The organism is Salinivibrio siamensis, assembly GCF_001996005.1.
GTDB classification, from domain to species: Bacteria; Pseudomonadota; Gammaproteobacteria; order Enterobacterales; family Vibrionaceae; genus Salinivibrio; species Salinivibrio siamensis.
On sequence record NZ_MUFB01000035.1, the window covers coordinates 29,230 to 50,598 of the forward strand.

Annotated in this window: 21 protein-coding genes and 11 tRNA genes; 25 read left to right on the plus strand and 7 right to left on the minus strand. The window is 50.6% G+C overall.

The features are described from left to right. Positions 1–25 precede the first annotated feature (25 nt). From BZG73_RS14285 to BZG73_RS14330, 10 genes are all read left to right on the plus strand, one after another. Positions 26–99, plus strand: a tRNA-Cys gene (locus BZG73_RS14285). A gap of 28 nt (positions 100–127) precedes the next feature. Then, positions 128–204, plus strand: a tRNA-Met gene (locus BZG73_RS14290). A 137-nt stretch (positions 205–341) separates the two neighbouring features. Further along, a tRNA-Gly gene (locus BZG73_RS14295) sits at positions 342–417 on the plus strand. A gap of 37 nt (positions 418–454) precedes the next feature. Next, a tRNA-Met gene (locus BZG73_RS14300) sits at positions 455–531 on the plus strand. Positions 532–775: 244 nt separating this feature from the next. Further along, a tRNA-Gly gene (locus BZG73_RS14305) sits at positions 776–851 on the plus strand. Between the two features lie 37 nt (positions 852–888). Further along, positions 889–965: transfer RNA gene (locus BZG73_RS14310), tRNA-Met, on the plus strand. 37 nt (positions 966–1,002) lie between these two features. Continuing rightward, a tRNA-Gly gene (locus tag BZG73_RS14315) sits at positions 1,003–1,078 on the plus strand. A gap of 113 nt (positions 1,079–1,191) precedes the next feature. Beyond that, a tRNA-Gly gene (locus BZG73_RS14320) sits at positions 1,192–1,267 on the plus strand. Between the two features lie 37 nt (positions 1,268–1,304). Next, positions 1,305–1,381, plus strand: a tRNA-Met gene (locus BZG73_RS14325). A 135-nt stretch (positions 1,382–1,516) separates the two neighbouring features. After that, positions 1,517–1,592 (plus strand) — tRNA-Gly (locus BZG73_RS14330). A gap of 25 nt (positions 1,593–1,617) precedes the next feature. Here BZG73_RS14330 and BZG73_RS14335 read toward each other — a convergent pair. After that, positions 1,618–2,589 carry a sensor domain-containing diguanylate cyclase gene (locus tag BZG73_RS14335; RefSeq protein ID WP_046075236.1) on the minus strand — a complete coding sequence of 324 codons (972 nt, stop codon included), beginning with the start codon at positions 2,587–2,589 and terminating at the stop codon, positions 1,618–1,620. A 331-nt stretch (positions 2,590–2,920) separates the two neighbouring features. Between BZG73_RS14335 and BZG73_RS14340 the strand changes: the two genes are divergently transcribed. Further along, positions 2,921–3,907, plus strand: a complete 987-nt coding sequence (locus BZG73_RS14340; RefSeq protein ID WP_077607426.1) for an arginine deiminase-related protein — start codon at positions 2,921–2,923, stop codon at positions 3,905–3,907. A gap of 73 nt (positions 3,908–3,980) precedes the next feature. On the opposite strand, the gene BZG73_RS14345 is transcribed toward BZG73_RS14340, so the two are convergent. After that, positions 3,981–4,340: a HopJ type III effector protein gene (locus tag BZG73_RS14345; RefSeq protein WP_046075234.1), complete on the minus strand. Its 360-nt coding sequence runs from the start codon at positions 4,338–4,340 to the stop codon at positions 3,981–3,983. 182 nt (positions 4,341–4,522) lie between these two features. On the opposite strand from BZG73_RS14345, the gene BZG73_RS14350 reads away from it, so the two are divergent. Then, positions 4,523–4,613 (plus strand) — tRNA-Ser (locus tag BZG73_RS14350). A gap of 189 nt (positions 4,614–4,802) precedes the next feature. Further along, positions 4,803–5,426 carry a SagB/ThcOx family dehydrogenase gene (locus BZG73_RS14355; protein WP_077668654.1) on the plus strand — a complete coding sequence of 208 codons (624 nt, stop codon included), beginning with the start codon at positions 4,803–4,805 and terminating at the stop codon, positions 5,424–5,426. Between the two features lie 62 nt (positions 5,427–5,488). Here the strand turns inward: BZG73_RS14355 and BZG73_RS14360 are convergent, their stop codons facing one another. Genes BZG73_RS14360 through BZG73_RS14370 form a run of 3 tightly spaced genes read right to left on the minus strand, consistent with a single transcriptional unit; the run spans position 5,489 to position 6,678 of the window. Then, the gene (locus tag BZG73_RS14360; RefSeq protein WP_077668655.1) at positions 5,489–5,683 is read right to left on the minus strand and encodes a 2-hydroxymuconate tautomerase family protein; all 195 of its coding nucleotides are present in this window, start codon (positions 5,681–5,683) and stop codon (positions 5,489–5,491) included. Between the two features lie 14 nt (positions 5,684–5,697). Continuing rightward, positions 5,698–6,063 carry a nuclear transport factor 2 family protein gene (locus tag BZG73_RS14365; RefSeq protein ID WP_077668656.1) on the minus strand — a complete coding sequence of 122 codons (366 nt, stop codon included), beginning with the start codon at positions 6,061–6,063 and terminating at the stop codon, positions 5,698–5,700. Positions 6,064–6,075: 12 nt separating this feature from the next. Further along, the gene (locus BZG73_RS14370; RefSeq protein WP_077668657.1) at positions 6,076–6,678 is read right to left on the minus strand and encodes a glutathione S-transferase family protein; all 603 of its coding nucleotides are present in this window, start codon (positions 6,676–6,678) and stop codon (positions 6,076–6,078) included. Positions 6,679–6,797: 119 nt separating this feature from the next. Between BZG73_RS14370 and BZG73_RS16205 the strand changes: the two genes are divergently transcribed. The 9 genes from BZG73_RS16205 to glpC all read left to right on the plus strand — a co-directional run bounded on the left by BZG73_RS16205 (position 6,798) and on the right by glpC (position 15,285). Further along, a complete protein-coding gene (locus tag BZG73_RS16205; RefSeq protein ID WP_235606080.1) occupies positions 6,798–7,109 on the plus strand; it encodes a LysR family transcriptional regulator in 312 nt (103 codons plus the stop codon). Further along, positions 7,106–7,693, plus strand: coding sequence for a substrate binding domain-containing protein (locus tag BZG73_RS14375; protein WP_235606081.1), 588 nt, complete (start codon positions 7,106–7,108; stop codon positions 7,691–7,693). The genes BZG73_RS16205 and BZG73_RS14375 overlap by 4 nt, the downstream gene beginning before the upstream one ends. Positions 7,694–7,789: 96 nt before the next feature. Beyond that, the gene (locus tag BZG73_RS14380) at positions 7,790–8,173 is read left to right on the plus strand and encodes a hypothetical protein (RefSeq protein WP_131826207.1); all 384 of its coding nucleotides are present in this window, start codon (positions 7,790–7,792) and stop codon (positions 8,171–8,173) included. 146 nt (positions 8,174–8,319) lie between these two features. Beyond that, the gene (locus BZG73_RS14385) at positions 8,320–9,174 is read left to right on the plus strand and encodes a sterol desaturase family protein (RefSeq protein ID WP_235606082.1); all 855 of its coding nucleotides are present in this window, start codon (positions 8,320–8,322) and stop codon (positions 9,172–9,174) included. Positions 9,175–9,283: 109 nt separating this feature from the next. Next, entirely contained in the window at positions 9,284–10,051 is a 768-nt protein-coding gene (locus tag BZG73_RS14390) for a glucosaminidase domain-containing protein (protein ID WP_101494521.1), read from the plus strand. Between the two features lie 8 nt (positions 10,052–10,059). Next, the gene (locus BZG73_RS14395) at positions 10,060–10,743 is read left to right on the plus strand and encodes a YoaK family protein (RefSeq protein ID WP_077639001.1); all 684 of its coding nucleotides are present in this window, start codon (positions 10,060–10,062) and stop codon (positions 10,741–10,743) included. Between the two features lie 291 nt (positions 10,744–11,034). After that, positions 11,035–12,729: an anaerobic glycerol-3-phosphate dehydrogenase subunit A gene (glpA, locus tag BZG73_RS14400; RefSeq protein ID WP_077668659.1), complete on the plus strand. Its 1,695-nt coding sequence runs from the start codon at positions 11,035–11,037 to the stop codon at positions 12,727–12,729. Continuing rightward, entirely contained in the window at positions 12,726–14,039 is a 1,314-nt protein-coding gene (gene glpB / locus BZG73_RS14405) for a glycerol-3-phosphate dehydrogenase subunit GlpB (RefSeq protein WP_077668660.1), read from the plus strand. Before glpA ends, glpB begins: the two co-directional genes overlap by 4 nt. Beyond that, on the plus strand, positions 14,029–15,285 hold the full coding sequence (gene glpC / locus BZG73_RS14410) for an anaerobic glycerol-3-phosphate dehydrogenase subunit GlpC (protein WP_077668661.1): 1,257 nt from the start codon (positions 14,029–14,031) through the stop codon (positions 15,283–15,285). Before glpB ends, glpC begins: the two co-directional genes overlap by 11 nt. Positions 15,286–15,348: 63 nt before the next feature. Here glpC and BZG73_RS14415 read toward each other — a convergent pair whose 3' ends face one another. Beyond that, positions 15,349–17,022, minus strand: coding sequence for a BCCT family transporter (locus BZG73_RS14415; RefSeq protein WP_077668662.1), 1,674 nt, complete (start codon positions 17,020–17,022; stop codon positions 15,349–15,351). A gap of 203 nt (positions 17,023–17,225) precedes the next feature. On the opposite strand from BZG73_RS14415, the gene BZG73_RS14420 reads away from it, so the two are divergent. Beyond that, complete coding sequence (locus BZG73_RS14420) at positions 17,226–17,687, plus strand: DUF3429 domain-containing protein (RefSeq protein ID WP_235606083.1); 462 nt, start codon at positions 17,226–17,228, stop codon at positions 17,685–17,687. A gap of 128 nt (positions 17,688–17,815) precedes the next feature. Beyond that, entirely contained in the window at positions 17,816–19,435 is a 1,620-nt protein-coding gene (locus BZG73_RS14425; protein ID WP_077668663.1) for a methyl-accepting chemotaxis protein, read from the plus strand. Between the two features lie 83 nt (positions 19,436–19,518). Here the strand turns inward: BZG73_RS14425 and BZG73_RS14430 are convergent, their stop codons facing one another. Further along, the gene (locus BZG73_RS14430; protein WP_077668664.1) at positions 19,519–19,989 is read right to left on the minus strand and encodes a hypothetical protein; all 471 of its coding nucleotides are present in this window, start codon (positions 19,987–19,989) and stop codon (positions 19,519–19,521) included. A gap of 293 nt (positions 19,990–20,282) precedes the next feature. Between BZG73_RS14430 and BZG73_RS14435 the strand changes: the two genes are divergently transcribed. Then, the gene (locus BZG73_RS14435) at positions 20,283–21,323 is read left to right on the plus strand and encodes a substrate-binding domain-containing protein (protein WP_046075217.1); all 1,041 of its coding nucleotides are present in this window, start codon (positions 20,283–20,285) and stop codon (positions 21,321–21,323) included. Positions 21,324–21,369 lie beyond the last annotated feature (46 nt).

The following is a 21,369-nucleotide window of genomic DNA, read 5'->3' on the forward strand; positions in this document are numbered from 1 at the left end:
CGTACTCAAGAGGCAGCAGCGTTAAGGCGCGTTGGCAGAGTGGCTATGCAGCGGATTGCAAATCCGTGGACCTCGGTTCGACTCCGGGACGCGCCTCCATGTTTCTCTTAGTGCAGTAAAATTCGGACGCGGGATGGAGCAGTTTGGTAGCTCGTCGGGCTCATAACCCGAAGGTCGGCGGTTCAAATCCGCCTCCCGCAACCAATTTTAGGTTGCTGAAGAAGCACTTAACGATTGATCATAAGTCAATACGACCTTCGGTCGGTGCCGTTGCACGGCGCGTTAAATCCGTCTCCCGCAACCAATTTTACACAGCGTCATGCAACGCTTAATTGCATAAGGCGACATTAGCTCAGCTGGTAGAGCGCGACCTTGCCAAGGTCGAGGTCACGAGTTCGAACCTCGTATGTCGCTCCAAGTTTTGCCCACATCAAGCAATAATTGATGTTACGGACGCGGGATGGAGCAGTTTGGTAGCTCGTCGGGCACATAACCCGAAGGTCGGTGGTTCAAATCCGCCTCCCGCAACCAATTTTAGGTTGCTGAAGACGCACTTAACGATTGATCATAAGTCAATATGACCTTCGGTCGGTGCCGTTGCACGGCGCGTTAAACCCGCCTCCCGCAACCAATTTTCCAAGCGTTACTTAACGTTTGAAGAAATAAGCGACATTAGCTCAGCTGGTAGAGCGCGACCTTGCCAAGGTCGCGCTCTACNAAATCCGTCTCCCGCAACCAATTTTACACAGCGTCATGCAACGCTTAATTGCATAAGGCGACATTAGCTCAGCTGGTAGAGCGCGACCTTGCCAAGGTCGAGGTCACGAGTTCGAACCTCGTATGTCGCTCCAAGTTTTGCCCACATCAAGCAATAATTGATGTTACGGACGCGGGATGGAGCAGTTTGGTAGCTCGTCGGGCTCATAACCCGAAGGTCGGCGGTTCAAATCCGTCTCCCGCAACCAATTTTACACAGCGTCATGCAACGCTTAATTGCATAAGGCGACATTAGCTCAGCTGGTAGAGCGCGACCTTGCCAAGGTCGAGGTCACGAGTTCGAACCTCGTATGTCGCTCCAAGTTTTGCCCACATCAAGCAATAATTGATGTTACGGACGCGGGATGGAGCAGTTTGGTAGCTCGTNCCCGCAACCAATTTTACACAGCGTCATGCAACGCTTAATTGCATAAGGCGACATTAGCTCAGCTGGTAGAGCGCGACCTTGCCAAGGTCGAGGTCACGAGTTCGAACCTCGTATGTCGCTCCAAGTTTTGCCCACATCAAGCAACAATTGATGTTACGGACGCGGGATGGAGCAGTTTGGTAGCTCGTCGGGCTCATAACCCGAAGGTCGGTGGTTCAAATCCGCCTCCCGCAACCAATTTTAGGTTGCTGAAGACGCACTTAACGATTGATCATAAGTCAATATGACCTTCGGTCGGTGCCGTTGCACGGCGCGTTAAACCCGCCTCCCGCAACCAATTTTCCAAGCGTTACTTAACGTTTGAAGAAATAAGCGACATTAGCTCAGCTGGTAGAGCGCGACCTTGCCAAGGTCGAGGTCACGAGTTCGAACCTCGTATGTCGCTCCAATCTCCATGATTTCCCTCATCAACTTTATCCAATATGACGTGTCTCTTCAGGCACAGCGTAGCGCCTTGTATCACTTGTCGCGTCTAGAAGCATTGTTTCTAGCGTGACGGTTTCGTCAATCTGCGAAAAGTGGGCAAGGCCGACTGAGTAAATAAACGGATAGCGTTCTAAAGATAATCGGCGGCAAAGCCTGAGATAGAAGCGATCCAATTGTGCTTCGACTGCATCGACATCCTGTTGAATCAATAATACCGCAAACTCACAGCCCTCTAGGCGCCCAATCCAGCCTAAGTCACCGAACACATCCGTTAGACAGCCAGCAAATTCTTTCAGCACTTTATCGCCAGCATGCTTGCCATAGCGCTGATTCACGCCTTGTAACTGGCGAACATCAAAGTGTAATAACGTATGTTGATCTTCAATGACAACATCGTCTGTTAGATAACTGTTTACTTCTCGGTAAAAGCCGCGTCGATTGAATACGCCTGTTAGCGGATCAATGACATTTTGTTGCGTCATTATCAATTCATGCTCGACGATACGCGCGAGGTCTGACAGCGCGCGCTGACAGGCATCCGTAAGCTCGCGAGGATGATGATCGATGACACAGAGCGTTCCGAGCAGGTGCTCGCTATCTAGGCTAAAAGGAAAGCCTGCATAAAAACGGATATAGGGAGGACCGGTTACCAAAGGGTTGTCAGCAAAGCGACGATCGTTGTGAGTATCCTCAACAATTAATGGCTCTAACTGCTGAATAGCGTGACCACAAATCGATTCGCTTCGACTTGTTTGGTTGACGGCTAAACCACGCTTGGCTTTAAACCACTGCCTCTGTTCATCGACCAAGCTAATGGCGACAACGGGGCAATCCGAGACATATGCAGCGACTCTGACAATCCGCTCAAATCTGTCTTCGTGTCCAGTGTCTAATATACCCAGATCGTGTAATGCGTGTAGTCTTTGCTGCTCATTATGAGTGGGGCGTGCCGGTTCCATGCCTTTTCCTCCTTGTCGCTACTCCTATTGTAGCCAACCACACACAAGGTAGGGGCAATAATTGTTAGTGGCGGTAAATATCGTTAGAAATGCGAATGCCTTTGGTGAAAAATTCAATTAAGTCATAAGGGTATATGATTTTTTGTTGTCGATATTTTTAAGGGTGCGAGAGGCCGAAAAACTCAGTTTGTAAAAAACTTGTTTCAATGATATTTTCCATCGCTTATTCAGTATTCACACTGTTGGAAGAGGCGGTGACGCACCCGGATTGATCGCGTGCGTGACAGCGACTCTATACTCTTAGTACTTGTTGTTTTTAGAAGGTTTGCTTATGGCGTTTTTAGCGAGCTGTGATACCCAATATCCGCTGACTCATCCGCATGCGGCGTCTGCTGTGGTGATGGTGCCCCCGCTTCATTTTAAGTTTAATGCACAAACGAGTGAGGATAATGGTTTTCAGCATGCGCCGTCACTGCCGGATGAAGAAGTGAAAACGCGCGCGATGGCCGAATTCAATAACATGGTGATGATCCTCCGCCGCCACGGTATCGATGTGGTGGTCATGGAGTACCCAGAATCTGATCCTGCGACGCCTGATGCGGTATTTCCCAATAACTGGTTTAGTACGCTCCCCAGTGGCGAGCTTTACCTTTATCCCATGGCATGCCCAAACCGCCAGCTGGAGGTGAAACCCGAGCGCTTAATGGCTGCATTGGACCGTGCAGGCTATGCCGTCAATCACGTACACAAAGTGAAGTGTCATGACAAAGACGATGCGTTTCTTGAAAGTACCGGCGCGATGGTTATCGACCATCTCAACCAGCGTGTTTACGCGGCGCTTTCACACCGTTGCGACAGTATTTTGCTAACTGAGTGGGCGGCAAAGGTGGGCATGCGACAAGTCGTGAGTTTCAACACGGAGATGAGCGATGGCAATCCCGTTTATCATACCAATGTGATGATGGCAGTGGGTGAAGAGTTTGCCGTTGTGTGCGATGAGGTGATCGAAGCTGGGCAGCGCGACCTCGTGTGTAACACACTGAGCCAAGATAAAACCTTGGTATCCATTAGTGAGTCACAAATGAACCAGCTTTGTGGCAATATTCTACAATTGCGCAATCGCCACGGTGAATCGCTCATCGTCATGTCACTGTCTGCTTACAGTGCTTTTACCGAAGAGCAAAAACGCACGCTGCGCCAATTTGGTAAACTGGTACCTATCGATGTCAACACAATTGAAACCGTGGGTGGGGGAAGCGTGCGTTGTATGATGGGAGAAGTCTTTCTACCTCGTCACCAAGCCGCGATGTCGGGTTAAAGGCCTTGGTTAAAATGTCGGTTTGATAGGCAAAACGGCGACGAATAGTCGCCGTTTTACGTTGCTATTGAGGCTATGAGTGCGCGCGTGTTTTGGCCTTGAGTGGCATTTTGTCAAACGAGACCCCCTTCCATCCGGTGACCATAAAGTTACGAATGTTTTTGTGATCCGTCCCCGAAGGATTGCTCAGCACGTCTTCGCGATAATACCCCCCAAAGCAGGCGAGCGTCTGCGCTTCCGTGAGCTCATGAAGTTGGCAGAATGCGAGTACTTTGCAAGAGCCTGTGTTCTGGCCTGCCTTATTGGCGAGATCACCGTTAGTGAATCGAGTAGGGGCGTAGTCGTAATGTGCATCTATCACCGCCATTGTCTCGTCAAACATTACCATATCTGGGGTTTGCGTGACTTTGGCGAGAAAGCTGTCTAAGGTCATGTCGGTTCCTGAGTTAATAACATGCGAGCTCTCGTCGAGAGTATATGCACGTTGTACCAACTTGTTTAACCAATGTGAAGCCAAGCGACGCGAGTAATGGATAAATATCCATCACTTAAACCAAAATTTTTGTTGCAGTGCTTTACATTAACTCGGGCCAACATTAGTATACCACCCTGTTCGGAGGGATGGCTGAGCGGTTGAAAGCACCGGTCTTGAAAACCGGCAAGGGTTAATAGCCCTTCCAGGGTTCGAATCCCTGTCCCTCCGCCACATATCAAAAAAGCCGCTGAGAAATCAGCGGCTTTTTTGATCGTGTAAAGACAGATCCCATCAGCATATTCAGCACCTTGCTCTGACCCTACATCTTCCTATTTGATACCGTAAGACGGGTATTGCACTGCTTGACCGCGTTTTTGATTTAGATAAGGAAACCTGATTACAAGCTACAAGGAGGCATTGATGAGGGTAATGCTACCGGCACCAGAACTACAGGACTCCGATTCGTTAGTTCACTGTATTTTGTCGCGTCGCAGTATTCGGGAGTATGCAGACGATGCGTTATCGCTTAGCGTGCTCTCTCAGTTACTTTGGTCTGCGCAAGGTGTCACGGGCGCCAATCACAAAAAAGCGACCCCCTCTGCTGGAGGTCTTTATCCCCTCCATATTAGACTTGTTGTCAATCGTGTTGCCGGGCTGGCTGCTGGATTGTATGACTATCATAGCGACAGCCATTCGCTGGAACGTGTTGAGAGCGGTGTACCGCACGATATGCATAACATCGGTATCGGAAACCAGCCTTGGCTAAGTGAGGCGTCGGTCGTTATGGGGGTGGCGGCAAAGCTTGAAGAGGCCACGCAGCATTTTTACTCACAGCATCCTTTAGGCGAACGTGGTGCACGCTATGTGTATATGGAAAGTGGCGCATTGGCGCAAAATGTTCACTTACAAAGCACAGCACTGAACGTCGGCTGTGTGCTGGTTGCTGGGTTTGATGATACCTTGACCAAACACGCGCTGAAATTAGCCGATAACTTGGCGCCCACTGCGTTACTGTGTATCGGCCATTGGGATGCGTCTTTTTAATCGATAAGCTGTGACGCTCGGGAAGGTGAGTCGGTTCGCTTTCCCGAGCGGAGCCTATCATGCTATTTCCGTCGCTCTTTCACGGAATGGTAGCCAATTCCCCAATTGTTCAGATTGACCTCCTCAATGATCACGAACGTTGTCTCTGGGTTTTTATTGAGTGTATCGACAAGTAACTTTGTCGTGCCTCGGATTAGCTGCTGCTTTTGTGCGTCTGTTACACCTTCATCGGTGATTTTGATGTTTACGTAAGGCATATCATGCTCCTATGTCATGAGGGGTAATCTGCATACATCTTGCTGACAACCGTCCATTGATTGTTTTCTCGAACCAGCCCGAGGTAGTCCAGATAGTGTTGGTCGAGCAACGGGCATGAGACCTTAACCATGGCTTGATTGCCCATGACTTCAATGGCTAACACTTGGTACGCGAATGGATAGCCTGCGTCCCGAGGAGTTGGGCGAGTGCGCACCAGCTGCAACCATTGATCGCGTGTGCGACGAATACCGGGTGAGATCAACACTATTTGAGGGTCAAAAATGCGTGCCAACTTCTGCGTATCCGCGTGATGTAACCCCTCAAAGTACTGTTGCACAACATCTAACACGGTAAGAAAAGCGCCCGACTCTTGTGTCATAAGGACTCCTTATTAGTTGTTTTGCTGTTCAGCGTTAACTGAAGCGATAAAGCTTGGTCTGGACTGGACGCGAGCCAACATTGCTTGGGTGTTAGGGCCTAGTTGAATATCCACTGGGAACAGTGCGCCCCATTGCGCATAAACGGTCAGCATAATATCCGCGGCAGAGACCTCATCGCCGCCCAAATACGGCTGAGATTGCAGGCGTAACTCTACAATGTGCCATAGTCGAGATATCTCTTGCGCGGCTGCAGAAAACAAGGGGAAGAGAGGCTCGGATTCTGTCGCGTGCTGGTTAAGAAAAAACAGTCGACCATAGGCGGGATGCATAGTCGCATTAGCAAACATGATATCGGTTAACGCTTTTTGCTGATTATCGGTATCCGTTGGCATGAAAGGGGAAGGATAGGTATTAAGTAAGTGCCACATAATCGCGGCGCCTTCGGTTAACACGCTCTCGTTGTGCAATAACGTCGGGACGGAGTTGACCGGATTAACCTCGCTTATCGAGCCAACAGTCATTTTATTGATCAGTTCAAAAGGTTGATCTAGTTCGCGCAAGATGATTTGTGTCGCCAAAGAGCAAGCGCCAGGAAGGTAATAGAGTGTATACATTGAAAAGCTCCATTGATTGTGGAAGAGGTTGTCGTTGTTGACATAGCGACTATAGAGCTTGAGGTTGTGTGAATATATGCGCACAATGAGAATGCATTGTGCTTAATTTGAGAATAATCATGGATAAACTACGAGCGATGAGGCTGTTTGTTCGCGTAGTGGAAATGGGCAGTTTTACACAGGTAGCCGATGAGTACAGCCTAGCTAAATCACTCGTGAGTAAAGAAATAAGCCGTCTTGAATCGTCGCTAGGTGCGAGGCTGTTACAACGCTCAACGCGCCGATTAAACCTTACGCATGTTGGCGAAGCGTATTTGCAACAGTGTCGAGAGATCCTAGATAAATTGGATCAAGCTGAGTCGTTGGTCCAGCAAAGCCATACCCAGCCCAGCGGAAAGTTAAAAGTGACCGCCTCGATGACGATGGGGTGACCATATTAGGAGAAGCCTTTGCTGAGTTTATGCAGCGTTACCCGGCAGTTGAGTTGGAAACTGTCTTGAGTGACGACACGCTTGATCTTATTACCAACGGCTTTGATATCGGGTTTCGAGCCGCAAGCCGGTCGTTTGACTCGAGTTACGTAGGAAAACCGTTGACGACATTCCGCTATCGAATTTGCGCATCACCCGCATATCTTCAGGCCAACGGTGGCATTGAGCATCCTGAGCAGCTTACCAAACATAACTGCTTTGAATATAGCTACTTTCGGGGCCGAAATACTTGGCCTATTGGCACTGATGGCGGGGTAGATATTGATGGGACGCTCAAAGCGAATAGTACGCTATGGATTCTTGAGGCGGTTAAAAAAGGTCTTGGCGTAGGCTTTTTACCCGATTTTGTTTGCGATAACGCGTTACAAGATGGCGAAATTGTCGAAGTGCTCGACGACTTTCCGCGTCCAGAATTAACGCTATATGCGTTATACCCTAACCGACAATTTGTTCCTCCACGCGTGATACATTGTATTGAATTTATGGAACAATGGTTCCAGAAAAAAGTAACATCTAGGCTGTAAGTTTTGAACCCGGCTGGCATTTTTGCCTTCAATGACTGGGTTTTTAAACGAACGGTTATACTATTACCGCCCTTTAACAGACTGAGGGGTGAGAAAGTGAAAAAGGCACTTGTACTGCTGTGTGGTTTTGCTTTGGTTGGAAGTTTCGTACTCCCTGAAATTTACAGAGAAATCATGAGGAACGATTTAGATTATGCTGCCATCTTGTTGATGATGCTTTATGGCTTCATGATGGTGATGACAGAGTTCGCACGCTCTCCTCAGATTTCTAGAGTCGTAAATATCATCATTTATATTATTTTCGCCAGTCTCTACTTACTGATATTGATGGCTTACCGGACAAGTAATGATGTTCCGGCGATTTTTAGTCTGTTTGCGTTGGTTACCGCAGTGTTCATCTTTAATTTGATTAGAACAACCACAGCGATTGAAAAAAACAGATTTCAGCCATCAGAGAATGCTCGTGACTTGGAAGACTGAGCCGTGCAATGTGTGTTCATAGCGGGCGAGAAGCTGCTTACATATCCCCCTTATGTGCGCAAACTAACAGCTTGGTGATGCTTTTCCTTACAGGTTGGGCAAAAACACCTAATATGTTAAGAAATTGTACCGTGCGATAAAGGCTCGTGACTGAACTGATCTCTCATCCCGAATGGCTACTGCTTGTGCTGGCCCCCGTGTTTTTCTTATGCATGTTGGGGGAGTACTGGGTAGCGCTGCGCCGCGGAAAATTGGGCGATAATGCCCGTTATTACGTGCCGGAAGTGCTTTGCAATTTTACCTTGGCGGGGCTGCATCAAGCTGCAGATTTACTGACCGGGCTGCTGATTGCCAAGGTGTATTTGTGGTGGTTTGGCTGGCGGCTGTTCGATATTGAAATGTCGGTAGGCTTGTTCTTATTACTGATGATCGCGCAGGATTTTTGTTATTACTGGTTTCATCGCGCCAGCCATCGTATTCGCTGGATGTGGGCGGCGCATGTGGTGCATCATAGCTCTGAGCGGATGAACTTTAGCACCGCGTTTCGCCAAAGCTTAATGTACCCGCTGGCAGGGATGTGGCTGTTTTGGTTGCCCCTGGTGGTGATTGGGTTTCCGCCGCAATGGGTGGTGTTTGTTGTACTGCTGAATTTAGGGTTACAGTTTTTTGTTCACACTCAATGGATAAAGACACTCGGGCCTGTGGAGTGGATTTTTAATACCCCGTCTCATCATCGCGTTCATCATGGCGTGAATCCTCAGTACATCGACAAAAACTACGCGGGCATTTTAATCATTTGGGACAAGTTATTTGGCACCTTCGAGCCGGAATCTGAACCGGTTCGCTATGGGATCCCCAAGCCAGTGAATAGTTTCAACCCTCTGGTGGTAACTTTTGCAGAATGGCAACAAATGTGGCGAGACGCCACGCAGCCCGATCTGAGCGTTCGGCAACGATGGCAGTGCTTGTTTGCACCGCCAGAACGAGACACCAGGAGCTGATAATCGCTAGTTAGCCTAGCGTGTCTTCTCCGTGAGATACTGAACAAGACACCTCTATTGCGCCTGAATGCGTTATAATACCGCCCACATCGACAACATTAGGGGCACTATGAAACATCGTACCTTCGTCTTTATCGGCATGGCGATTCTTGCTGTGACCATCACCATTTTGATTTCGTGTCAGCGCCCCCAAGCTCCTCTTGTGCCTGATTTCCAATCCTTTGCCGCGGGGGCTGAGCGTAAGCAGGCGTTTTTTGATTACTTCACCCCTGTGGTTAATGCCATTAACAGCCAAGTACTGGCGGATCGCACCGCATTAATGGCATGGCATGCGCGTAAAAGTGAGCTAAGTAGCCGAGAAATAAAACGTGTCCGAGCGCTCGCCGAACAGTATGAGCTGGAGGGTTTTGATGTCGGCCAAGAAGCCGACTGGATGGCGCTGATCCAACGGGTGGATATGATTCCTCCGTCGTTGGTGTTAGCGCAGGCGGCGAACGAGAGTGCGTGGGGCACGTCGCGGTTTGCACGGGAAGGGAATAACTACTTCGGCCAGTGGTGCTTTAGTAAAGGATGTGGACTGGTGCCCAAGCAACGTGCGGAAGGGAAAGTGCACGAAGTCGCAGCGTTTGATAACCCGCAAGCCTCGGTACAAAGCTACATCAATAACTTGAATACCCATGCCGCGTACCAAGGGCTACGCGAGATCCGCGCCAGCTTGCGTGAGCAGAATAAACCGCTGTCTGGTGCAGCGCTTGCTAATGGGCTAGGGCGCTATTCGGAGCGTGGCCAGGCGTATGTGAAGGAGTTACAAGCGATGATCCGCCACAACCAACTGGATAGGCTTGACCAGCCATCATCCTCATCCAATAACGACTAGGAAAGCCAATGATTACCCGTTTGCCTCGGTGGGTTGAAGCCGGGGCGTTTGTGTTAGCGCTGATCGCCGGTACCATCAATGCGATCGGTCTGTTGGGCTTTGAACATCAAGCCGTCTCACACGTGTCAGGCACCGCGACGCAATTTGGCTCGGGGTTGTTTGCCGGCCAGTGGACACAAGTTATTCAACTGGGTGGCTTATTGTTGGCTTTTTTCCTCGGTGCCGCGATTTCCGGGTGCTTATTGCATGGCAGCACGCTTAAATTGGGCCGCCATTATGACTCGGCACTGTTTGTCGAAGCCGGGCTGATTATGGTGGCGTTTTATTTTCTTTCTCGCGGTTTTGCCATTGGTCAGTTGGCCGCGTCGGCAGCATGCGGCTTGCAGAATGCGATGGCGACCACCTACAGCGGCGCGATCGTGCGCTCAACCCACTTAACCGGCATCTTTACCGATTTAGGATTAATGCTAGGGGGCAAGCTGCGCGGCAATTCAGTGGATAAGCGCAAACTGATGCTCTTTTTACTGATCGCGTCTGGCTTTATCGTCGGAGGGGTGGTGGGCGCGGCGCTTTTTGCGCACTTCCATTTTGCTGCCCTGCTGTTTCCCGCAGGGTTATGTTTTGTAGTGGCACTGTGTTACCGCGGGTACATGACACGTCAGCGTTTAGTGGCTGGCACCAGTAGCAAGTAACTATACAAATTATTAACAATGCGCGTTTTCGCGCATTTTTCTAATGTATTTGTTGTGCATCGCATCGAATTAGCCAACTTGACGGAGCCTTCGGTGCGATCGTCGGGCCTTTCCCTTGTAGCGGTGGCTTCCCGTGTCACCATTCGCGCGTCTTTTGGCGGCTAAAAGTTTGTCTTAAATCAAACAAGTGTGAGTTTTTGTYTCGAATTCGCGCATTGTGTGATGATCTCGCCGTCTTTGTGACACGGAAAATGCCACACTCCCGTTACGATACAGTAACAAGGAGGCCCCATGCCAGATAGCCAGTATATTGAAACGGATGTGGTCATCATCGGTGGGGGTGCAACCGGCACCGGCATCATGCGAGATTGCGCACTGCGTGGCATCTCATGCATTTTGCTCGAACGTGACGATATTGCGGCTGGGACATCGGGGCGCAACCATGGCTTGCTGCACTCTGGGGCTCGTTACGCGGTCACAGATACCGAATCGGCCCGTGAATGCATTCAAGAAAACACCATCCTTAAATCCGTTGCTCGCCACTGCGTGGAAGACACCAGCGGACTTTTTATCACCTTGCCGGAAGATGATTTAGCGTACCAAGACATCTTTATTGCCAGTTGCGATAAAGCCGGTATTCCGACCCGAAAACTGACGCCACGTGAAGCGCTGGCCCTCGAGCCCAACGCGAATCCAGCAATGATTGGCGCGGTGCAAGTGCCGGATGGCATTATCGATCCCTTTCGTTTGTGTGCCGCGAATGTGTTGGACGGCAAAGAGCACGGCGCCAAGGTGTTTAACCATACCCGAGTGACGGGATTAATTCGTCAAGGGGCGACGGTGCAAGGCGTCCAGTGTTTGCATACCCTCACCGGCGAGCGTTTTGCCATTATGGCAAAGCAAGTGATCAATGCCGCAGGGATTTGGGGGCAGACAATCTGTGAGTATGCCGATCTGAATATCAAAATGTTCCCTGCCAAGGGTTCATTGCTGATCCTCGACTATCGGATTAATAACCGTGTGATTAACCGCTGCCGGAAACCGGCAGACGCTGACATCTTGGTGCCCGGTGACACCATTTCCTTAATCGGCACCACCTCTGAGCACATCGAGTACGATCAGATTGATAAGCTGGCGGTGACGCCACAAGAAGTGGATGTGCTGATGCGCGAAGGGGCTAAGCTCGCCCCCATCATGGCCAATACACGCGTGTTGCGCGCCTATGCGGGTGTGCGGCCTTTGGTCTCGGTAGATGACGACGGCAGTGGCCGTAATATCAGTCGCGGCATTGTGTTACTCGATCATCAAGCACGCGATGGGCTGGAAGGCTTGATCACTATCACTGGTGGCAAGCTCATGACCTATCGTTTGATGGCCGAGCAAGCCACAGACTTGGTGGCTGAAAAGCTGGGTAATCGCAACCGTTGCCAAACTGCGACCCGCCCGCTGCCGGGCTCTGAGCCTTCTAAAGGGATCCGTAAAGCCAGTGCCAGTTTGGTGAAACCTGTCTACCAATCCGCCTATTACCGCCACGGTGAGCGCGTTAGCCATTTTTTAGATGAAAGTGACGACAGCCAAGCGGTGATTTGCGAATGCGAAATGGTGACCAAGGGCGAGGTGAACTATGCGATTCAATCGCTGGATGTGAAAAATCTCACCGATCTGCGTCGGCGCACTCGTCTGGGTATGGGGCCTTGTCAGGGCGAGCTGTGCAGCTATCGTGCCGCTAGCTTATTCAGTGAGCTGGCTGGGATAGATGGCCAAGCCAGTGCAGGGCTGCTGGTGGACTTTCTCGAAGAGCGTTGGAAAGGCGTGAAACCGATTTTTTGGGGCGATGCGCTACGCGAAGCCGAATTTAGCTATTGGATTTATCAAGGATTGTTTGGCGCCGGTGAGGTGCCAACGCCGCCGAAGGCACCGCGCAGTAGCGCTGAGATAAAGCGTGCTGCACCGACGTCAGCGGCTGATCAGGAGGTATCACAATGATCCACTACGATATCGCAGTGATTGGTGGCGGCATTGCCGGGTTTACTGCCGCATTGCGGTCACTGGAAGCGGGCAAGAAAACCGTAATGATTAGCGCCGGACAAAGCGCGCTACATTTCTCGTCAGGCTCAATTGATGTATTGGGCCATTTTCCCAATGGTGAGCCTGTCAGTCAGCCTTTTGAGGCGATTCCGAAACTGGTGCGCCAGCACCCTGAGCATCCCTATGCCAAAGTCAGTGTAGATGAGATCACCCAGTCACTCGCTTGGTTCCAACACCAACTGAGTGCGCAAAAGGTGTGTCTGTATCATCAAGAAGATAACGCCAACCACGGCCGCATTACGCCATTAGGTACTGTGCGCCCGACTTGGCTATCGCAAGGGCATGTGTATCAGCATCGCGGCCCGCGTCGTTTCTCTGGTTTGTGTTTTGTGGCCATTGAAGGCTATCGCGATGCGCAACCGACGTTAGCGAAAGACACCATTACCGCCCAGCGTGATTTTGCATCCTGCCCAAGTCGCACCATTACGCTGTCGATTCCGGGAGCCGAGCGATTACGCCGTAACCGCAATGAGCTGCGCTCGGTGGATCTTTCTCGTTTATTGGCTGAGCCTGATGCCTTTGACAGTCTGTGCGAGCAACTAATCGCGCAGTCCGGCCCCGATGAGCTGGTGATTTTACCCGCCATCATTGCCGATGTGGCCGGCGAGCGGGGGATGGATGCGCTTAAACAGCGCACCGATCGCTGTTTTCACGAAGTGCCGACCATGCCGCCTTCACTGCTGGGGATCCGCATTGAGCGTGCGTTACAGCGGGCCTTTGCTAGCGCGGGTGGGGTATTGCTGCGCGGCGATCAAGTGACTGGCGGTGAGTTTGACGACAACGGTCGCCTTACCGCCTTGCATACGCGTCAGCTCGAAGATATTCCGTTAACTGCAGACGCGGTGATCTTGGCCACGGGCAGCTATTTTAGCCGCGGTCTCAATGCCGACCGCACTCAGGTAAGCGAACCGACGTTGGGATTAGACATGGTGCAAAGCCCTGATCGCAGCGAGTGGCGCAACGACGACTTTTTCAGTCAGCAAAGCCACCCCTTTATGGCTTTTGGCATTAACACCGACAACCAACTGCGGCCCACCGCACGCGGCAAACGTTGCCAAAACCTGTTTGTGTGTGGCGCGGTGCTCAGTGGTTACGACCCCGTCTATGAAGGCTGTGGCGGTGGCGTTGCGATCGCAACCGGCTACGCCGCCGCGCAACGTGCGCTCGCTGTGATGGCGAACGCTAAGGAGGCGTCCCATGCTAACTGAATGGCTGAAACAGCGTGATTATAGCGACCATGCGCCGCAACCTACCAGTTTTGACCAATGCATTAAATGCACGGTCTGTACTGTGTATTGCCCGGTATCAAAAGCGAACCCTGCGTATCCTGGCCCCAAAGAGTGTGGCCCGGATGGTGAGCGTCTGCGGATCAAAAACCCTGAGTATTATGATGACCTGCTCAAGTTATGCACCAACTGCAAACGCTGTGAGACCGCCTGTCCTTCCGGGGTGAAAATTGGCGACATCATTGCGGTGGCGCGCGGCAAACACGGTAAGAAGAATATCAATCCTAAGCTGATGCGTGATTACGTGCTGAGCCATACCGACTTGTTTGGCACGCTTGCTAATCCAGTAGCACCGTTGGTGAACGTGATGACGGATCTGAAACCGGTGAAAGCGGTGATGCACGCCACGATTGGAGTGGATAAACATAAATCTCTACCCAAGTATTCGTTTGGCACCTTTCGGCGTTGGATGAAAAGCCAAGCGGCGGCACAAGCGGATTACCCCAAACAAGTCAGTTACTTTCATGGCTGTTATGTGAATTTTAACAACCCGCAGCTTGGTAAAGACTTGGTGAAAGTGATGAATGCGATGGGGTACGGCGTGCAATTGCTCGAAAAACATAAGTGCTGTGGCGTGCCTTTAATTGCCAATGGCTTTTACGATAAAGCGCGCCGTAACGCGACTGCCAATACCGCGATGATTGCCGGTGCGGTTGCCGAGCATCGCCCTGTAATAGCTACCTCCTCATCGTGTGCGCTGACGTTAAAAGAAGAGTATCCCCACGTACTGGGAGTAGATAACGCCCACGTGGCAGGGCAGATCAGCTTTGTGACCCGCTTTTTACTCAAAGCGGCCATGAATGGCGAGATGCCCAAGCTCAAGCCGATTAATAAGCGAGTGGTTTACCATACCCCTTGTCACTTGGAACGCAGTGGTAATGCGATGTTTACCATTGAGCTATTGCGTATGATCCCCGGGTTAGAGGTGATTGTGCTCGATAGCGAGTGTTGTGGTTTGGCAGGTACCTATGGGTTTAAAACCGAGAACTATCAAACCTCGATTGCCATCGGTAGTGGCTTATTTGCTCAGATTGAAGCCGCGCAGGCGGACTTTGCGATCACCGACTGTGAAACCTGTAAATGGCAAATTGAAGAAAACACATCGCTGGAGGCCTTGCATCCGGTGAGTGTGCTGGCGATGGCGGTTGGAGAGCCAGTAGCACCGTAATATTCGTCGCAAAGAAAAACGCCACCCAATGCGGTGGCGTTTTTTTGGTTTGCTAAATGCGGTTTAGCTGCTCGCTTGTGATGGTGTCGAGGCGGTGGATTTACCCACCGACTCTGCCAGTAAAGACTTCATCACGCTGATGGTCATCAAGATCACTAACACACTGATGGGCAGGGCAGTGACCATGTTCGCGGTTTGCAGGGCTCTTAACCCACCTGCAACCAACAATACGGCAGCGACGGCACCGATCATAGTGCCCCAGAATACTCGAAAGCGTTTAGGCGGGTTATCATTGCCCATCGACAGAATCGTGGTAAGCACAAGGGTGCTCGAATCGGACGAGGTAATGAACCAACTAAATAGCAAGAAGATCATCATGGCGTTGAGTATCCATCCCCAGATCCCGCCGCCAGTAATGCCATCGGCGGTGGCAAACAGCGCCGCGGGTAAGTCCCAACCATTGACCAAATCAATAATCCCAGCGGTGCCAATCCCGGCATCAGCGACAAGCTCTTGATGCAACGCGTTACCGCCAAAAATCGCCAGCCAAGCAAAAATCATTAGGGTTGGCGCACACAGCACGCACACGACAAATTCTCGTAAGGTGCGGCCGCGAGAAATACGCGCAATAAATAGGCCAATAAAGGGCGCCCAGCCAATCCACCAGCCCCAATAGAAAATGGTCCAGGCATTTTGCCATGCAGAGGGGCCTTTCGCCTCCGGGAACCACAGCCCCATCGGGATAAACTCGACCAAATAGTCGCTCAGTGATGCCCCAAATATTTGCACTAACCAAGCCGTAGGCCCGCCGAATAAAAAGTAGGCAATCACCAGTGCGGAGACGATGATATTCCACTCAGAAATGATTCGGATCCCTTTGCCGACGCCAGAGAGAGACGACAAGATAGAGGCCACAGAAATCAGTGCAATAAGGATAACTTGAGTCGCGATACCTGGATCGATGCCAAATAGGCGATCGAGCCCCACGGCAATCTGACTGACACCGAGCCCCAGAGAGGTGGCGACACCGAACACGCAGCCAAGCACCCCCAATATATCGATAATATGGCCGATGGGCCCGTAAATGCGATTACCGATCAGTGGGTGCACCGTGGAACGTAGCGCGAGAGGCAGCTTTTTCCGAAACGAGAAATAGGCGAGCGCGAGGCCCACAATCACATACACCGCCCAGCCGTGAAAGCCCCAATGGAAGTAGGTGACACGCAACGCATCGGCGGCGCGATCAAAGCCCATAGTGGTGGCACCGGCCATATCTGCATACGGGTTGTTGGGGTAGCCGAACGCACCACTTGTATCAAAGTAGAGCGTGGGTTCGGCTACCCCAAAAAACAGTATGCCAACGCCGACACCCGCGGAAAACAACATGGATAGCCACGAGAAGGTGCTAAACTCGGGCCGGTCGTCGTCATCACCTAAACGAATGTTACCTAAACGCGTAACGGCAATCGTCAAGCTGGCGATCAGTAACAGCACCAGTACCAGCATGTAATACCAACCAAAGGTCGATTCCACCCAGCCACGAGCAGCGGCAAATACACGGCCAGCTAAATCAGTATTAAATCCGGTAAAAAACACGAAGACACAAACCAGAAGCGTGGCGGCGATCATCATATTTTTATGAACACCTTTAAACAGGCCGGTTTGTGTGACGCAATCGGCAAACGGATGCTGCAATGCACTCGCATTGCTCGCATCCGACGTACTTCGTGTTGACATGAATCATTCCTCTTTTAACAACAAAACGCGCAACAATTTACGCAACGCGACCATTCTTTGCAAAAAAAAAGAGCTATTAATCACATTATGTTGGATTGAAGTGCTGAGAAAAGCAGCGAAATGTGTCGATAAGACGGCCAGTGGAAGATTGTCTTCGTACACTCAAGATTGATTAAAACCTTAATAGATTGTTTAGGAGTGAGATGATGAAACCACAATCCGCTTCACGCGATACCATGCTGCAACTTGGATACCTTGGCTTGCTGCCTTTTATTGGCGGCGTCCTCGTCACTTGGGCCGATCTGACCTTATTTGGTCTCAGTGGAGAGCGGTTATTTTTAAGCTACAGTGCGGTGATTTTGAGCTTTTTGTCTGGTGTACTGTGGGGGAATGGTATCGATCATTTTTCTCATAAACTGAGCCGAAATGCGTTACTGCTGAGTAACTTGTTTGCACTACTGGCCTGGGGGGCGTTGATTCAAGGGGCGACCCAATATTTGATTGCCACCGGGTTACTTGCCATCGGTTATTTAGCGGTATGGTTAGCGGAAAAATGGATCCGAAAAAGTGAGAGTGAGGACACGTCTTCCGCCTATCAAACCATGCGTGGTCGCTTGACGGTGGCGGTTGTGGCCTGCCATGGATTGCTGCTTTTTGTGGTGTGAACGGCATAAAGACCACCAAGAAAAACCTTACTGAGAATGAACCTATTGCAGTAATAGGCCGTACCCGTTACTTCGTGCGCAAAAAAACAATTAACTTAACAATGAGATTTAGGGCAGCGGGGTAACCAATGACGATCATACAGTATTTACGCGTGGTGTTTCTTGCACTCGGCATTGCGGTCGCGGCGAGTGGGTCGTATCTATTTAGCGAGATAAACACCGTCAAGGTACAGTTTAATGATGTGGTAGAGCGTAATGTTCGCCTGCTTAGCACCGTATCTGATCTTCGCTATTTTACCGTCACCTATCGCCGCTTCGCACTCGATTACGGTTTAACCGATGACAAACAAGCGCATCGCGATATTCTGGTGAAAATTGAGCGCAACGATCAAGAAGTCGGTGAAGCGCTCGACAAAATGAAGGCATTAACGGTCAGTGATAGCAATACAGAGGCGGTAGACACCATCGAGACACGCCTCAACAATTACCGCGACATGCAAAACGATTACATTTCGCTTATCGATAATGGCCGACTGGACGATGCGCGCCGCAAAATGCTGGGCCCTATGCTGGCACCGTTTGACCAGATAGTTGCCAACTTGGCCACGCTGCAAGAGACGTTGGAAGATCAAGCCAACGCGATAAAGACGCGAGAATCGGAAAAAATCGAGCGACTAATCTATATCGGTATAGCCGTGATTGTTGCACTGATTGTGCTGATGGCGGGTGTGGCGTTATTGCTACAACAGCGCATACGTGGGCCGCTGGCGCAGCTGGTTACCCAAATGCAACGGGTGGAAAGTGGTGACCTTACCCAACGTTTGGATCTTAACGCTTTTAACCGCGACGAGCTGGGGCAAGCCGCTAATACCTTTGCGCAAATGCAAGAAAGCATTACCGCGTTGATAGGGTCTTTAGTGAAAGGCACTAAGCGATTACAAACAGTCAGTGATGAGCTGTCGACCCAGGTCAGTCATACCGTGAACAGTGTTGAGCAACAACGTGGGGAGCTGTCACAGCTTGCCAGTGCGATGACACAAATGGAGTCGACCTTTGGTGAAGTGGCGAGCAATACGGTGAATGCCGCGGAGCACACTGATAAGACGCGTGAATACGCGGAGCAAGGTCGGCAGACCTTTGAACAATCTTACCAGCAAAGCGTGGCGGCAAAAGACCAAGTTAATGAAGCATCTCAAGTGATTGAGGCGTTAACCGAAGACAGCGAAAATATTGGTAAAGTCTCGGAAGTGATTAGCACCATCGCCGAGCAAACCAACTTGCTCGCGCTCAACGCGGCCATTGAAGCTGCTCGCGCGGGCGAAGCCGGTCGAGGTTTTGCGGTCGTGGCCGATGAAGTGCGTGGATTGGCGACCAAAACCCAATCATCGACCGATGAGATCAATCAAATCATTGAAGGGCTGCAAACGAAAGCGCGTCAAGCCTACAAAGTGATGAGCGATAGCCAAACGTTGACGCAAAAAGGGCTGGACGATGCCAAACGGGCGGCAGAAGCGATTGACACCATCAATGATGCCACGCAGCAGGTATCAGAAATGACAGGCGCGATTGCTACCGCGACCGAAGAGCAAACCACGGCAGCGGCGGATTTGAATCAAAATGTGTCAGCGATTCACCGCGCGGCGGAATCACTTGCCGAGACGGCGGAGCAAACCCGTCAAGCGTACGAACGGTTGGAAAAAGAAAACGCCAGTATCAAAGAGCAAGCGGAAGCCTTTAGGCTCGGATGATGTGCACTARGCACGAGGCACTAAACAAAAAAAGTGCGCCCACGCGGCGCACTTTTTTATTACCTTGGCAATGTCTGTCAGCGTTAGCGAAATAAGTACAAAGACAAAAAATAGTTAATGTTTTGATTGATCGTTCGGAGCACGGGGGTCAAGCCTGCCTCGCTATGCTCAGTCACATCCCAGGGTACAAATTTTCCATAATCAGGTAATGGTAATCCGGATTGCACGGCAGCGGGGTTCATCGCAACCAGATAATCAACATACGTCAATCTGAGCTCGGCCAGCGGGGACGGCGTGATCCCTGACGTTGAGAGTTGAAACTGAATTAACGCTTTTGACGCTTGCGCCGTATGCATAGTGCTGGATGTATGTGCGCAGTGGACATCAAAAAAACTGCTGGCTTTGTTTACCATCACCGCGGCGGCCATCAAAGAGGCACCGTGCTTACCATCGCATAAAAACAAAACGACCGGCTTACTCGGCACGGTATCGCCATGCATCGGTGTCTCGTCGGCACGCGCGTTTAACGAGACATTATCTTTGGCATCTATCATTGCCTTTACTCATCAAAAAAGGTGGAGGACGGGGCGTTCGATGGTGCATCGAGTCTACGCGCGTCAGTCCTTGGTGAGTCTATCCTAGCCCGCCATACGCACAGCGCCAGCGTGGTAAAAACAACTTTTGAATCTGTTACCAATGCGCCGCACTGTCATCAAACCTTCATGATTGCATAAAGGAACTGTCACTTTGTGCTCTTAATGTGTCTCCCCGTTAACCGAGTTCTTCGTTATGTGTAGATAAATTGATTTGCACAGCACTAACTTAAATAATCGACTTGGAGGTTGATGTGAAACTTAAAGCTCTCTTTGCAGCTACTACAGTATCAATGGCCGTGCTGGCCTCAGGTAGCGCAACGGCCGCAAACCGTGATTACATTAGCATCGTTGGCTCTTCTACTGTTTACCCTTTTGCTACTGTAGTTGCTGAGCGCTTCGGTCGCACGTCGCAATACTCAGTACCAAAAATCGAATCTACCGGTTCAGGCGGCGGTCTTAAGCTGTTCTGTGCAGGTGTGGGTGAAAACACGCCAGATATCACTAACGCATCACGTAAAATCAAAAGCTCGGAAATCGACCGTTGTAAGTCAAACGGTGTTGACGACATTGTTGAAATCAAAATCGGTTATGACGGTATCGCGCTGGCAAACTCGAAAATGTCTCAGCAATATGACCTGAGCTTGAAAGAGATCTACACCGCGCTCGCTAAAACCGTGCCAGACGGCAACGGCAACTTTATCGACAACCCAAATGAAACGTGGAAAGACGTGAACCCATCACTGCCTAACACCAAAATTGAGGTGCTAGGTCCACCACCAACATCAGGGACGCGTGACGCTTTTGTTGAGCTAGCCATGGAAGCGGGCTGTGCCGAGTACCCAGAAGTGGCGGCGCTTGAAGACAGCAACGAAGACAAATTCAAAGCGATTTGTCACGGCATGCGTGAAGATGGCGCTTTCATCGAAGCGGGTGAGAACGACAACCTTATCGTGCAAAAGCTTGAAGCAAACCCAGACGCACTTGGCATCTTCGGTTACAGCTTCCTAGAGCAAAACGCTGACAAGGTACAAGGCTCAAAAATCGCGGGTGTTGAACCAACGTTTGACGCGATTGGTAGCGGTGACTACCCCGTATCACGTTCACTGTACTTCTACGTGAAAAAAGCACACGAAGACGTGATCCCAGGTCTAAAAGACTACGTGACCGCATTCACTGCTGAAGATGCTATCGGCAACATGGGTTACCTGGCTGACCGTGGCCTTATCCCACTAGACAACAGTGAATGGAAACAAGTACGCAGCGCCGCAGTTGACCTAAAACCAAACCTGTAAGCGCAGTGTGAACACGAAAAGGTGGCACACATGAGGTGCCACCTTT